This is a genomic window from Cupriavidus ulmosensis (assembly GCF_977008105.1).
The window spans coordinates 1,196,545-1,209,345 of sequence record NZ_CDRMWP010000001.1; the positions used below are offsets into that span (position 1 = coordinate 1,196,545).

General features: G+C 68.5%; 12 protein-coding genes. 11 read left to right on the forward strand and 1 reads right to left on the reverse strand.

Annotation, left to right across the window (positions count from 1 at the left end):
- Window positions 1-85 precede the first annotated feature (85 nt).
- The 3 genes from ACWTPI_RS05485 (at window position 86) to cysM (ending at window position 3,232) form a co-directional block, all read left to right on the forward strand.
- A complete protein-coding gene (locus tag ACWTPI_RS05485) occupies window positions 86-565 on the forward strand; it encodes a helix-hairpin-helix domain-containing protein (RefSeq protein WP_020200991.1) in 480 nt (159 codons plus the stop codon).
- 331 nt (window positions 566-896) lie between these two features.
- Window positions 897-2,204, forward strand: coding sequence for a solute carrier family 23 protein (locus ACWTPI_RS05490; RefSeq protein WP_454731144.1), 1,308 nt, complete (start codon window positions 897-899; stop codon window positions 2,202-2,204).
- Window positions 2,205-2,329: 125 nt separating this feature from the next.
- Window positions 2,330-3,232, forward strand: a complete 903-nt coding sequence (gene cysM, locus ACWTPI_RS05495; protein ID WP_454731145.1) for a cysteine synthase CysM — start codon at window positions 2,330-2,332, stop codon at window positions 3,230-3,232.
- Window positions 3,233-3,326: 94 nt separating this feature from the next.
- Here the strand turns inward: cysM and mltB are convergent, their stop codons facing one another.
- Complete coding sequence (mltB, locus tag ACWTPI_RS05500) at window positions 3,327-4,433, reverse strand: lytic murein transglycosylase B (RefSeq protein WP_020200994.1); 1,107 nt, start codon at window positions 4,431-4,433, stop codon at window positions 3,327-3,329.
- A gap of 117 nt (window positions 4,434-4,550) precedes the next feature.
- Here mltB and ACWTPI_RS05505 point away from each other — a divergent pair, with 117 nt between their 5' ends.
- From ACWTPI_RS05505 to ACWTPI_RS05540, 8 genes are all read left to right on the forward strand, one after another.
- Entirely contained in the window at window positions 4,551-5,474 is a 924-nt protein-coding gene (locus ACWTPI_RS05505) for a histone deacetylase family protein (RefSeq protein ID WP_020200995.1), read from the forward strand.
- A gap of 28 nt (window positions 5,475-5,502) precedes the next feature.
- Window positions 5,503-6,306: an enoyl-CoA hydratase gene (locus ACWTPI_RS05510; RefSeq protein WP_454731146.1), complete on the forward strand. Its 804-nt coding sequence runs from the start codon at window positions 5,503-5,505 to the stop codon at window positions 6,304-6,306.
- A 161-nt stretch (window positions 6,307-6,467) separates the two neighbouring features.
- Window positions 6,468-7,502: a methionine ABC transporter ATP-binding protein gene (locus ACWTPI_RS05515; RefSeq protein ID WP_020200997.1), complete on the forward strand. Its 1,035-nt coding sequence runs from the start codon at window positions 6,468-6,470 to the stop codon at window positions 7,500-7,502.
- A complete protein-coding gene (locus tag ACWTPI_RS05520; RefSeq protein ID WP_029043184.1) occupies window positions 7,492-8,145 on the forward strand; it encodes a methionine ABC transporter permease in 654 nt (217 codons plus the stop codon). The genes ACWTPI_RS05515 and ACWTPI_RS05520 overlap by 11 nt, the downstream gene beginning before the upstream one ends.
- A gap of 72 nt (window positions 8,146-8,217) precedes the next feature.
- Window positions 8,218-9,015 carry a MetQ/NlpA family ABC transporter substrate-binding protein gene (locus ACWTPI_RS05525; RefSeq protein WP_020200999.1) on the forward strand — a complete coding sequence of 266 codons (798 nt, stop codon included), beginning with the start codon at window positions 8,218-8,220 and terminating at the stop codon, window positions 9,013-9,015.
- Window positions 9,016-9,219: 204 nt separating this feature from the next.
- Window positions 9,220-9,969, forward strand: a complete 750-nt coding sequence (locus tag ACWTPI_RS05530; protein WP_020201000.1) for an electron transfer flavoprotein subunit beta/FixA family protein — start codon at window positions 9,220-9,222, stop codon at window positions 9,967-9,969.
- A 17-nt stretch (window positions 9,970-9,986) separates the two neighbouring features.
- Entirely contained in the window at window positions 9,987-10,922 is a 936-nt protein-coding gene (locus ACWTPI_RS05535) for an electron transfer flavoprotein subunit alpha/FixB family protein (RefSeq protein ID WP_059410801.1), read from the forward strand.
- Between the two features lie 89 nt (window positions 10,923-11,011).
- Window positions 11,012-12,796, forward strand: coding sequence for an acyl-CoA dehydrogenase (locus tag ACWTPI_RS05540; RefSeq protein ID WP_020201002.1), 1,785 nt, complete (start codon window positions 11,012-11,014; stop codon window positions 12,794-12,796).
- Window positions 12,797-12,801 lie beyond the last annotated feature (5 nt).

Genomic DNA, 12,801 nt, shown 5'->3' on the forward strand with positions numbered 1-12,801 from the left:
CCAGGCGCGCCGCGCGCTTCTATCCTCGGTCTTGCGGCGTCCAGTCAGGACGCGGCAACCTTCACAACGGACAGGAGAATCTCCAATGCGCAATCAGGCAATCAGGCAGTCGCTCATGCAATCGCTCGTGCAGTCACGCACGCGGTCGCTCATGCAATCGCTCAAGCAGTCGATTCCGCACTCGATCAGGCACTCGCTCGCGCAGTCGGTCAGGCTGGTGTCCAGGCATGCGGTGCTTGCGCTTGCGCTCTGCTTTTCGCTGGCGGGCGCGGCCCATGCCGCCGTCGACGTGAACACCGCCGACGAGGCCACGCTGGTGACGCTCAAGGGCATCGGCCCGGCCACGGCCAGCACCATCGTGGCCGAGCGCGCCAAGGGCGGACCCTTCAGGGATGCGGCCGACCTCGCCGACCGCGTCAAGGGCCTGGGCCAGAAGTCGGTGGCGCGGCTGCAGGAAGCCGGCATGACCATCGGCGCGGGCGCCGCGCCGAAGCCCGCTGCCGCGGCCGTGGCGAAGAAGGAGGCCAGGCCCGCGGAGAAGGCGCCGGCCAAGGCCCTCAAGTAACCCGAGCCCCCGGAGCGCCGCGCCGCGTGTCATCGCGCAAGCCGTCGCGCATGCCATCGTGTATGCCGTCGCGCGCGGCGCGCGGCGCGCGGCGCACCGTCGAAGCCCCGGCCGCGTCCGGGGCTTCCTGCCTTCATGCACCACGATCGTGGCAAGGCCGCATGCCCGCGCTGGCATGTGCTGGTACGGCTTGTGCTAGTCCCGGTGGCTTCGCATGAATGCGGCCGCGCGGTATCATGCGCACGCCCGCGCGGACCGAGCCGGCCGCGCGGCCACGACAAACCAACCCAGGCCGGATCTCCAGGCCAAGGACAAGAAAGGGAGCTCGACGATGGCAAATGGTGAGGACGCGGGATTCCTGCCCAGGTGGCGGCTGAAGACACATGGCGTGATCGCGCCCGACGAGCGGCTGCCTGCCGGCCAGACCGTGCTGGCGGGCATCCAGCACGTGGTGGCGATGTTCGGCTCGACCGCCATCGCGCCGATCCTGATGGGCTTCAATCCCAATATCGCGATCCTGTTCTCCGGCATCGGCACGCTGATCTTCTTCCTGTGCGTGCGCGGCCGGGTGCCGAGCTACCTCGGCTCGAGCTTCGCCTTCATCGCGGTGGTGATCGCTGCCACCGGCTATGCCGGCAGCGGCCCGAACCCGAACATCCCGGTCGCGCTCGGCGGCATCATCGCCGCGGGCGCGCTCTACCTCGTCATCGGGCTGGTGGTGCAGGCGGTGGGCTACCGCTGGGTGGAGCGGCTGATGCCGCCGGTGGTCACGGGCGCCATCGTCGCGGCCATCGGCCTGAATCTCGCGCCGGTGGCGGTCAAGGCCGTGAGCGGCGCGGCGCTCGACACCTGGGTCGGCCTGGCCACGGTGCTGGCGGTGGGCCTGGTGGCGGTGCACGCGCCGGGCATGCTGCGCCGCCTGCCGGTGCTGGTCGGCGGGCTGTTCGGCTACCTGCTGTACTACGTCTGCACCAACCTCATGGGGCTGGGCAAGACCATCGACTTCTCCGGCGTGGCCGCGGCGAGCTGGTTCGGCCTGCCGGTGTTCACTTCGCCGGTGTTCCAGGCCAGCGCCATGCTGCTGATCGCGCCGGTGGCGATCGTGCTGGTGGCCGAGAACCTCGGGCACATCAAGGCCATCAGCGTGATGACCGGGCGCAATCTCGACCCGTACATCGGCCGCGCGTTCATCGGCGACGGCATCGCCACCATCATTTCGGCGGGCGGCGGCGGCACCGGCGTGACCACCTACGCCGAGAACATGGGCGTGATGGCGGTGACGCGGATCTACTCCACGCTGATCTTCGTGGTGGCCGCGGTGGTGGCGCTCATCCTGGGCTTCTCGCCCAAGTTCGGCGCGCTGATCCTGACCATCCCGGGGCCGGTGATCGGCGGCCTGACCATCGTCGTGTTCGGCCTGATCTCGGCCACCGCGGGGCGCATCTGGGTCGAGAACAAGGTGGACTTCTCCAGTTCGCGCAACCTCATCACGGTAGGCGCCACGCTGACCGTGGCCGCCGGCGACCTGACCCTCAAGCTCGGCGGCATGACGCTGGGCGGCATCGGCACCGCCACCTTCGGCGCCATCCTGCTGTACCACCTGCTGGGCGAGCGCAAGGGCGGCGAGGCCGAGGCCTGACGCTTGCTGTCCCGCCGGCCTTGCCATGAGGCGGGCTGTCGCAGCCGCGGCGGCCCGGCGCGCCTGCCGGCGCGAGTATTACGGCTGGATTACAATGTCCGCCGACATTCGGAATCCCGCTCATCATGGCCTACAAGACGATCGAAGACACCATCGGCAATACGCCGCTGGTGCAACTGCAGCGCATCCCCGGCGCCGCCGGCGCCCCGCGTGGCAACGTAATTCTCGGCAAGCTCGAGGGCAACAACCCGGCGGGTTCGGTCAAGGACCGGCCGGCGGTGTCGATGATCGCCCGCGCCGAGGCGCGCGGCCGCATCAAGCCGGGCGACACGCTGATCGAGGCCACCTCGGGCAACACCGGCATCGCGCTGGCGATGGCCGCCGCCATCCGCGGCTACAAGATGGTGCTGATCATGCCCGAGGACCTGAGCATGGAGCGCCGCCAGAGCATGGCCGCGTATGGCGCCGAGATCATCCTCACGCCGGTCAAGGGCGGCATGGAGTACGCGCGCGACCTCGCCGACTCGATGGAGCGCGACGGCCGCGGCGTGATCCTCGACCAGTTCGCCAACCCGGACAACCCGCTGGCCCACTACGAGACCACCGGCCCCGAGATCTGGCGCGAGACCGAAGGGCGCATCACTCACTTCGTCTCGGCGATGGGCACCACCGGCACCATCACCGGCGTGTCGCGCTACCTCAAGGAGCAGAGCACCGCGGTGCAGGTGGTCGGCGCGCAGCCGGCCGAAGGCTCGCGCATTCCCGGCATCCGCAAGTGGCCGGAGGCGTACATGCCGAAGATCTACGATCCCAAGTACATCGACCGCACCGAACTGGTCAGCCAGGGCGACGCCGAGCACATGGCGCGCCGCATGGCGCGCGAGGAAGGCATCTTCTGCGGGATCTCCGCCGCCGGCGCGCTGTGCGTGGCGCTGCGCATCGCCGAGGAAGTGGAGAACGCCACCATCGTCTTCGTGGTGTGCGATCGCGGTGACCGCTATCTGTCCACCGGGGTGTTCCCGGCCTGAGGCCCGCGCCACACGCCACAGGCATCGCGCGCGCCAGCAAAAAGCCCCGCTCATGGCAGCGGGGCTTTTTGTTTGCCGGCGGCGGCGACTAGCGTCAGGCCATCGCCGCCTTGACCGCTTCGCCGAGCTGGTACACCGCCAGCGCGTAGAAGAAGCTGCGGTTGTAGCGCGTGAGCACGTAGAAATTGCGCAGGCCCAGCATGTAGTCGGTGGTCTCGCCCGGCGTGGGCAGGTCCACCACCAGCACGCCGGTCTCGCCTTCGCGCGCGAGGTCGATCGGCTCGTCCACGCGCAGGCCGGCCTTGAGCAACTGGCTGAGCGTGCGGGTCGGCCAGGGCTCGCCGTCGGCCGCGGCCGTGGCGATGCCGCGGCTGCCTTCGTCGGGCGCGATGCGCCACGCCACCGGGCGGCCCTGTTCCCAGCCGTGTAGCTGCAGGAAGCGGCCCACGCTGCCGATGGCGTCGGTGGGGCTGTTGCGCAGGTCGATGTGGCCGTCGCCGTCGTAGTCGATGGCGTACTCGCGCAGGCTGGTGGGCATGAACTGCGGGATGCCGATCGCGCCGGCGTAGGAGCCCAGCACCGAGAACACGTCGGTGCCGGTGTCGCGGCACCACAGCAGGTAGTCGGAGAGCTGGTTGCGGAACAGCGTGGTGCGGGCCTCGCGGTTGGGCGTGTCGGGGTAGTCGAAGGCCAGCGTGGAGAGCGAGTCGATCACGCGGAACGTGCCCATGTCGCGCCCGTAGATGGTCTCCACGCCGATGATGCCGACGATCACCGAGGCCGGCACGCCGAACTCGGCCTCGGCGCGGCGCAGCGTGTCGCGGTTCTGCTGCCAGAAGCGCACGCCGGCGTTGATGCGGATCGGCTCGATGAAGCGCGAGCGGTAGGCGCGCCAGCTTTTGCGCCCCGGCGTGGCCGGCGGCATGATCAGGCGCGCCACCGTGGACGAATAGACGGTCTGGCCGAACCAGTCTTCGAGCGTGGCGCGCGGGAAGCCGTGGCGCGCCACCATGTCGTCGATGAACGCGCGGCTCCTGGGGTTGTCGCGGTAGCGGCCCGGCTCGATCTCTTCTTCGCGCACGCTCACGCGGCGCTTGCCGGCCGCAAGCAGGGCGGGGGAGACGCCGCACAAGCTCAATGCGGCAGCGGAAAGCGCGGCGCCCAGCAAGGGGCGGCGCAAGGAGCGCTGGATGTCGGTCATGGTGTCCTTTGCAAGTCGCTGCGAGTATAGCGGATGGTGCGCGCGCGGCGCCCCGCTGGGTGGCCGCGCCGGCATGTGCTAACGTAGCGATTGGAGACAACCATAAAGCAAGAAGACATGCCGACAGGCTTCTACACGCATCCCGAATTCCTGCTGCATGAGATGGGGCATTTTCATCCGGAATGCCCGGAGCGCCTGCAGGCCATCGAGGACCAGCTGATCTCGCACGGCATGGATGGCCTGCTGGACCGGCGCGAAGCCCCGCCCGCCACGGCCGAGCAGATCGGGCGCGTGCACCGGCCGGAATACGTCGCCAGCCTGGCCGCCGCCAGCCCCGCCAGCGGCTATCACCCGATCGACCCCGACACGCTGATGAACAGCCACACGCTGGCCGCCGCCGGGCTGGCCGCCGGCGCCGCCGTGGCCGCCACCGACGCGGTGATCGCCGGCGAGATCGAGAACGCCTTCTGCTGCGTGCGCCCGCCCGGCCACCACGCCGAGCCGGACCGCGCGATGGGCTTCTGCTTCTACAACAACGTGGCGGTGGCGGCGCGCCACGCGCTGGCCGCGCACGGGCTGGAGCGGGTGGCCATCGTCGATTTCGACGTGCACCACGGCAACGGCACCGAGGCGGCGTTCCGCTGCGACCAGCGGGTGCTGATGTGCAGCTTCTTCCAGCACCCGTTCTATCCCTACAGCGGCACCGAGCACATCGCCGCCAACATGTCGAACATCCCGCTGCCGGCCTATACCAACGGGCTGGCGGTGCGCGAGGTGGTGGAGACGATCTGGCTGCCGCGCCTGCACGACTTCAAGCCGCAGATGCTGTTCATCTCGGCGGGCTTCGACGCCCACCGCGAGGACGACCTCGGGCAGATGGGCCTGGTCGAGCAGGACTACGCCTGGATCACCGCGCAACTGATGGAAGTGGCCCGCGCCCACGCCAGCGGGCGCATCGTCAGTTGCCTGGAGGGCGGCTACAACCTCAGCGCGCTCGGGCGCAGCGTGCTGGCGCACCTCAAGGTGCTGCTCGAACAATAAGAAACAGCAAATACAGGAGACCGCCGGCATGGCAGAAACCGACAACCGCGCGGCCACGCCGCTGCTGGCCGAGAGCCTGGACGCCGCGGGCGTGCTGCGGCTGACCATGAACCGCCCCGAGGCCTTCAACGCCTTGTCCGAGGGCCTGCTCGACGCGCTCGCCGCCGCCTTCTCCCGCATCGCCGCCGATCCCGCCGTGCGCGTGGTGGTGCTGGCCGGGGCCGGGCGCGCCTTCTGCGCCGGCCACGACCTGCGCGAGATGCGCGCCAGCCCGTCGCATGCCTACTACCGCGCGCTGTTCGACCGCTGCACGCGCATGATGATGGCGATCCACAAGATGCCGCAGCCGGTGATCGCGCGCGTGCAGGGCATCGCCACCGCCGCCGGCTGCCAACTGGTGGCGATGTGCGACCTGGCGGTGGCGGCCGACGACGCCCGCTTCGCGGTGTCCGGCGTCAACCTCGGCCTGTTCTGCTCGACGCCGGGCGTGGCGCTGTCGCGCGACGTCTCGCGCAAGCAGGCGCTGGAGATGCTGCTGACCGGCGACATGATCGATGCGGCACAGGCGCGCGAGCGCGGCCTGGTCAACCGCGTGGTGCCGGCCGACGCGCTCGACGCCGAGGTCGTGCGCCTGGCCGCCAGCATCTGCGCCAAGCCGGCCGCGGCGGTGGCCGCCGGCAAGGGGCTGTTCTACCGCCAGCTGGAGATGGGCATCGAGGCGGCCTACCAGCTGGCCGGCCAGACGATGGCCTGCAACATGATGGACGACGCGGCACTGGAAGGCGTGCAGGCCTTCCTGGACAAGCGGCCCCCTTCGTGGCGGGGCGCCTAAGCAGCTTTTTGCCGTTCCATATGCCGTGAACATATAAAGACATCGGCAAAAAGTCGTTTCTGGTATGAAGCGGATCGCTTAAAATGCGAGCTTCGCCAAAAAAAACAAGATGCGGCAACAGCGCTTGAGACATTTCTCGCCTGTTGCCGTTTTCATTTCACATGATCGAACTGCAAGGTCTATCGCAGCGCTTTCCCGGCGGGTCGGGCGAAGTGCATGCATTGCGGGATGTCAGCCTGTCCATCGCCCCCGGCGAGGTCTTCGGCATCATCGGCCGCAGCGGCGCCGGCAAGAGCACGCTGGTGCGCGCCATCAACCTGCTCAACCGGCCCAGCGCCGGCCGCGTGATCGTCGCCGGCCAGGACCTGACCGCGCTCGGCAGCGGCGCGCTGCGCCAGGCCCGCCGCGACATCGGCATGATCTTCCAGCATTTCAACCTGCTGTCGTCGCGCACTGTGTACGACAACGTGGCGCTGCCGCTGGAGCTGGCCGGCAAGTCCAGGAGCGAGATCTCCGCGACGGTGCTGCCGCTGCTGGATCTGGTCGGCCTGTCGGCGCTGAAGGACCGTTATCCCGCCCAGATCAGCGGCGGGCAGAAGCAGCGCGTGGGCATTGCCCGCGCGCTGGCGAGCAAGCCCAAGGTGCTGCTGTCCGACGAGGCCACCTCGGCGCTCGACCCGGAAACCACGCGCGCCATCCTGGAACTGCTGCGCCAGATCAACCGCGACCTGGGCCTGACCATCGTCATGATCACGCACCAGATGGAAGTGATCAAACAGGTGTGCGACCGCGTGGCCGTGCTCGAAGCCGGGCAGGTGGTGGAAAGCGGCCGCGTGATCGACGTCTTCCTGCGCCCGCAGCACGAGGTCACGCGCGCCATGATCGGCGACGTGATCGCGCAGGAGCTGCCGGCGAGCGTGCTCAAGCGCGTGGAAAGCCGGCTCGGCAACGGCCGCGACCACGTCTACCGCCTCGCCTTCACCGGCGCCGGCGTGGACCAGCCGGTGCTGGCCCAGGCCATCCGCCGCCACGGGCTGGACTTCAACATCCTGCACGGGCACATCGACGAGATCCAGGGGCAGGCCTTCGGCTCGCTGGCCATCATGGCCACCGGCGAGCCGGCCGACGTCAAGGCCGCGATGGCCTTCCTGCAGGAGCAAGGCGTGGTAGTGGAGGAGATCGAGCATGTGGTCTGAAATGTTTGACCTGTTCCTGACCTCGTTCAACGAGACCCTGCTGATGGTGGGCATCTCGGGCGTGGTCGGGGCGCTGTTCGGCGTGCCGCTGGGCGTGCTGCTGCACCTGACCAACCGCGGCGGCGTGCTGTCGCACCCGCTGTTCAACCGCACCATCGGCGTGGTGGTCAACGCGGTGCGCTCGATTCCGTTCATCATCCTGCTGGTGGTGGTGATCCCGTTTACGCGCTTCATCGTCGGCTCGTCGATCGGCACCACGGCGGCCGTGGTGCCGCTGACCATCGCCGCGATCCCGTTCATCGCGCGGCTGGTGGAAAGCGCGCTGCGCGAGGTCGACAAGGGCCTGGTGGAAGCGGCCCAGTCGATGGGCGCGACCACCGGCCAGATCGTCATGAAGGTGCTGCTGCCCGAGGCCATGCCCGGCATCGTGGCGGGCCTGACCATCACCTTCGTCAGCCTGGTGGGCTACTCGGCGATGGCCGGCGCCATCGGCGGCGGCGGGCTGGGCGACCTCGGCATCCGCTACGGCTACCAGCGCTACATCACCGAGGTGATGGTGGCGGTGGTGCTGATCCTGATCGTCTTCGTGCAGGCGGTGCAGAGCTTCGGCGACTGGCTGGTGCGGCGCATCAGCCATAAGTAAGCAATAAGTCAGCGCCGGGACACGCGGAAGAAAACCGGCAATCAGAGCATTCGGGAAACAAGGAAGCCAGTCATGCAACGTCGCAACGTGCTGCAATGGATCGCCGGCGCCGCCATCGGCGCCGCCTTCGCCACCGGCGCCATCGCGCAGGAAAAGCCGATCAAGGTCGGCGTCACGGGCGGCCCGCACGCCCAGATCATGGAGCAGGTGAAGAAGGTCGCGGCCAGGGACGGCCTCAACATCCAGCTGGTGGAGTTCAGCGACTACATCCAGCCCAACGCCGCGCTGGCCGCGGGCGACCTCGACGCCAACAGCTACCAGCACCTGCCGTACCTGGAAGCGCAGATCAAGGACCGCGGCTACAAGTTCACCCACGTCGGCTTCACCGTGACCTTCCCGATGGGCGTGTACTCGAAGAAGCTCAAGTCGCTCGACCAGCTCAAGGACGGCGCGCGCGTGGGCGTGCCCAACGACCCCACCAACGGCGGCCGCGGCCTGCTGCTGCTGCAGAGCAAGGGCATCATCAAGCTGCGCCCGGATGCCGGCCTGAAGGCCACGCCGCTGGACATCGTGTCCAACCCGAAGAAGATCAGGATCGTGGAACTCGACGCGGCCCAGTTGCCGCGCTCGCTGGACGACCTCGACGCCGCCGCCATCAACGGCAACTATGCCGAGTCCGCCGGCCTGTCGCCGACCAAGGACGCGATCGCGATGGAAGGCCCGAAGGGCCCCTACGCCAACCTGATCGCCATCCGCGAGGCCGACCGGAACAAGCCGTGGGTGGCCAAGCTGGTGAAGGCCTACCACTCGCCCGAGGTCAAGCAGTACGTGCTGAGCACGTACAAGGATTCGGTGATTACCGCCTGGTAAGTTGGAGAAAAACCCGCAGACCGGCGTGCCGCTGGGCAGTCCGCGGCACAATGGCGCGAGGTTTTCACGCTGCCGGGCTATGCCCGGCAATTCTTTGCCGATAAAATAGTACGACCGTTCGAAAAACAAGAAGGCCGCCGACCCGGTGGTTATAATGGCGGGCGAACCAAATTTCTGACTATCGACTATCAGTGGAGTGAGCGCATGAAAGTACTCGTCGCAGTCAAGCGCGTGGTGGATTACAACGTCAAGGTCCGGGTCAAGTCGGACGGCACGGGCGTGGATCTGGCCAACGTCAAGATGAGCATGAACCCGTTTGACGAAATCGCCGTGGAAGAAGCGGTGCGCCTGAAGGAAGCCGGCGTGGCGACCGAGGTGATCGCCGTGTCGTGCGGCGTGGCGCAATGCCAGGAAACCCTGCGCACCGCGATGGCGATCGGCGCCGACCGCGGCATCCTGGTCGAGTCGAACGAAGACCTGCAGCCGCTGGCCGTGGCCAAGCTGCTCAAGGCACTGGTCGAGAAGGAACAGCCGCAACTGGTGATCCTGGGCAAGCAGGCCATCGACGACGACTCCAACCAGACCGGCCAGATGCTGGCCGCGCTGGCGGGCCTGCCGCAAGCCACCTTCGCCTCCAAGGTGACGGTCGCCGATGGCCGGGCCTCGGTGACGCGCGAAGTGGACGGCGGCCTGGAAACGCTGTCGCTCAAGCTGCCGGCGGTGGTCACCACCGACCTGCGCCTGAACGAGCCGCGCTACGTCACGCTGCCCAACATCATGAAGGCCAAGAAGAAGCCGCTCGAGACCGTCAAGCCCGAGGACCTCGGCGTCGACGTCGCGCCGCGCCTGAAGACCGTCAAGGTCGTCGAGCCGCCCAAGCGCAGCGCGGGTGTGATGGTGCCGGACGTCGCGACGCTGGTGCAGAAGCTGAAGAACGAAGCCAAGGTCATCTGAGCGCCAGGAGATAAAACATGACTGCACTCGTCATTGCTGAACACGACAACCAATCCATCAAGTCGGCCACGCTGAACACCGTGACCGCGGCCGTCCAGTGCGGCGGCGACGTCCACGTGCTGGTTGCCGGCGCCAATGCCAAGGCCGCCGCCGAGGCCGCCGCCAAGATCGCCGGCGTGGCCAAGGTGCTGCTGGCCGACGCGCCGTACTTCGGCGACGGCCTGGCCGAGAACATCGCCGAGCAGGTGCTGGCCATCGCCAGCGACTACAGCCACATCCTGGCGCCCGCCACCGCCTACGGCAAGAACATCCTGCCGCGCGTGGCCGCCAAGCTGGACGTGGCCCAACTGTCGGACATCACCAAGGTCGACAGCCCGGACACCTTCGAGCGCCCGATCTACGCCGGCAACGCGATCTCGATCGTGCAGTCGTCGGACAAGGTCAAGGTCATCACCGTGCGCGGCACCGGCTTCGACGCCGCCGCCGCCGAAGGCGGCTCGGCCGCCGTGGAGAACCTGCCGGCCGTGGCCGACACGGGCATCTCGCAATTCGTCTCGCGCGAAGTCACCAAGAGCGACCGCCCGGAACTGACCGCCGCCAAGATCATCGTGTCCGGCGGCCGCGGCGTGGGCTCGGGCGAGAACTACACCAAGGTGCTGACGCCGCTGGCCGACAAGCTGAACGCCGCGATGGGCGCCTCGCGCGCCGCGGTGGACGCCGGCTTCGTGCCGAACGACTACCAGGTCGGGCAGACCGGCAAGATCGTTGCGCCGCAGCTGTACATCGCCGTCGGCATCTCGGGCGCGATCCAGCATCTGGCCGGCATGAAGGACTCCAAGGTGATCGTGGCGATCAACAAGGACGCCGAGGCGCCGATCTTCTCGGTGGCCGACTACGGCCTGGTCGGCGACCTGAACACCGTCGTGCCGGAACTGGTGGCGGCGCTGGGCTGATCGCGCGGGCCCGCAGGGCCCGGCCAGAAAGTGCAAGCCGTTCCGGGTCCGTCCGCGAACGGCTTTTTCATACATACCCGGAGACATCGATGACCTATCGTGCCCCGCTCAAGGACATGCTGTTCGTGATGAACGAACTGGCTGGCCTCGACGCAGTCAGCAAGCTGCCCGGTTTCGAGGACGCCACGCCGGAGACGGCGCAGGCGGTGCTCGACGAGGCGGCCAAGTTCAACGAGCAGGTGGTGGCGCCGCTCAACCGCATCGGCGACACCGCCCCCAGCAGCTGGAAGGACGGCGTGGTGACGACCACGGCCGGCTTCAAGGAAGCCTTCCGCCAGTTCGCCGAAGGCGGCTGGCAGGGCGTGCTGCATTCGCCGGACTTCGGCGGCCAGGGCCTGCCCAAGCTGATCGCCACCGCCTGCAACGAGATGCTCAACAGCGCCAACCTGTCGTTCGCGCTGTGCCCGCTGCTGACCGACGGCGCCATCGAGGCGCTGCTCACCGCCGGCAGCGACGCGCAGAAGGCCGTCTTCCTGCCCAGGCTGATCTCGGGCGAGTGGACCGGCACCATGAACCTGACCGAGCCGCAGGCCGGCTCGGACCTGGCCGCGGTGCGCACGCGCGCCGAGCCGCAGGGCGACGGCACCTACAAGGTGTTCGGCACCAAGATCTTCATCACCTACGGCGAGCACGACATGGCGCAGAACATCGTCCATCTCGTGCTGGCGCGCACGCCCGATGCGCCCGAGGGCGTGAAGGGCATCTCGCTGTTCATCGTGCCCAAGTTCCTGGTCAACGAAGACGGCTCCACCGGCGCGCGCAACGACGTGCACTGCGTGTCGATCGAGCACAAGCTCGGCATCAAGGCCAGCCCCACCGCCGTGCTGCAGTTCGGCGACCACGGCGGCGCCATCGGCACGCTGGTGGGCGAGGAGAACCGCGGCCTCGAGTACATGTTCATCATGATGAACTCGGCGCGCTTCTCGGTCGGCATGCAGGGCGTGGCGGTGTCCGAGCGCGCCTACCAGCAGGCCGTGGCCTTCGCCCGCGAGCGCGTGCAGAGCCGCCCGGTCGACGGCTCCGCGCGCGAGGCGGTCACCATCATCCACCATCCCGACGTCAAGCGCATGCTGATGACCATGCGCGCGCTGACCGAAGGCGCGCGCGCGGTGGCCTACGTGGCCGCGGGCGCGTGCGACACCGCGCACCGGCACCCGGACGAGGCCGTGCGCCGGCAGTCCCAGGCCTTCTACGAGTTCCTGGTTCCCGTCGTCAAGGGCTGGAGCACCGAGCTGTCGATCGAAGTCACCAGCCTCGGCGTGCAGGTGCACGGCGGCATGGGCTTCATCGAGGAGACCGGCGCCGCGCAGCACTACCGCGACGCGCGCATCCTGCCGATCTACGAAGGCACCACCGCCATCCAGGCCAACGACCTGGTCGGGCGCAAGACCGCGCGCGACGGCGGCGCGACCGCGCGCGCGATCTGCGCGCAGATCGCCGAGACCGAGGCCGCGCTGGGTAAGCAGGGCGGCGCGGCCTTCGTGGCGGTGCAGGCGCAACTGGCGCGGGGCCGCGCAGCGCTCGAAGCCGCGGTGGCGTTCGTGGCCGGCCATGCCAAGACGGACCCCAACGCGGTGTTCGCCGGCAGCGTGCCTTACCTGAAGCTGTGCGGCATCGTGTTCTCGGGCTGGCAGCTCGCCCGCGCGATGCTGGCCGCGCAGGCGAAGCACGGCGAGGACGCGGCGTTCCACGGCGCCAAGATCGCCACGGCGCATTTCTTCGCCGAGCATATCCTGTCGCAGGCGTCGGGTTTGCGCGATGCCATCGTGGCCGGCGCGGCGCCGGTCAACGCCTTGAGCGAAGCGCAGTTCTGACGGTA

Coding starts and splice junctions, on each gene's coding strand:
- ACWTPI_RS05515 (WP_020200997.1), top strand. CDS start 6,468: ATGATCGAACTGCAAGGTCTATCGCAGCGCTTTCCCGGCGGGTCGGGC.
- ACWTPI_RS05535 (WP_059410801.1), top strand. CDS start 9,987: ATGACTGCACTCGTCATTGCTGAACACGACAACCAATCCATCAAGTCG.
- ACWTPI_RS05525 (WP_020200999.1), top strand. CDS start 8,218: ATGCAACGTCGCAACGTGCTGCAATGGATCGCCGGCGCCGCCATCGGC.
- ACWTPI_RS05540 (WP_020201002.1), top strand. CDS start 11,012: ATGACCTATCGTGCCCCGCTCAAGGACATGCTGTTCGTGATGAACGAA.
- ACWTPI_RS05490 (WP_454731144.1), top strand. CDS start 897: ATGGCAAATGGTGAGGACGCGGGATTCCTGCCCAGGTGGCGGCTGAAG.
- ACWTPI_RS05485 (WP_020200991.1), top strand. CDS start 86: ATGCGCAATCAGGCAATCAGGCAGTCGCTCATGCAATCGCTCGTGCAG.
- cysM (WP_454731145.1), top strand. CDS start 2,330: ATGGCCTACAAGACGATCGAAGACACCATCGGCAATACGCCGCTGGTG.
- ACWTPI_RS05530 (WP_020201000.1), top strand. CDS start 9,220: ATGAAAGTACTCGTCGCAGTCAAGCGCGTGGTGGATTACAACGTCAAG.
- ACWTPI_RS05520 (WP_029043184.1), top strand. CDS start 7,492: ATGTGGTCTGAAATGTTTGACCTGTTCCTGACCTCGTTCAACGAGACC.
- ACWTPI_RS05505 (WP_020200995.1), top strand. CDS start 4,551: ATGCCGACAGGCTTCTACACGCATCCCGAATTCCTGCTGCATGAGATG.
- ACWTPI_RS05510 (WP_454731146.1), top strand. CDS start 5,503: ATGGCAGAAACCGACAACCGCGCGGCCACGCCGCTGCTGGCCGAGAGC.
- mltB (WP_020200994.1), bottom strand. CDS start 4,433: ATGACCGACATCCAGCGCTCCTTGCGCCGCCCCTTGCTGGGCGCCGCG.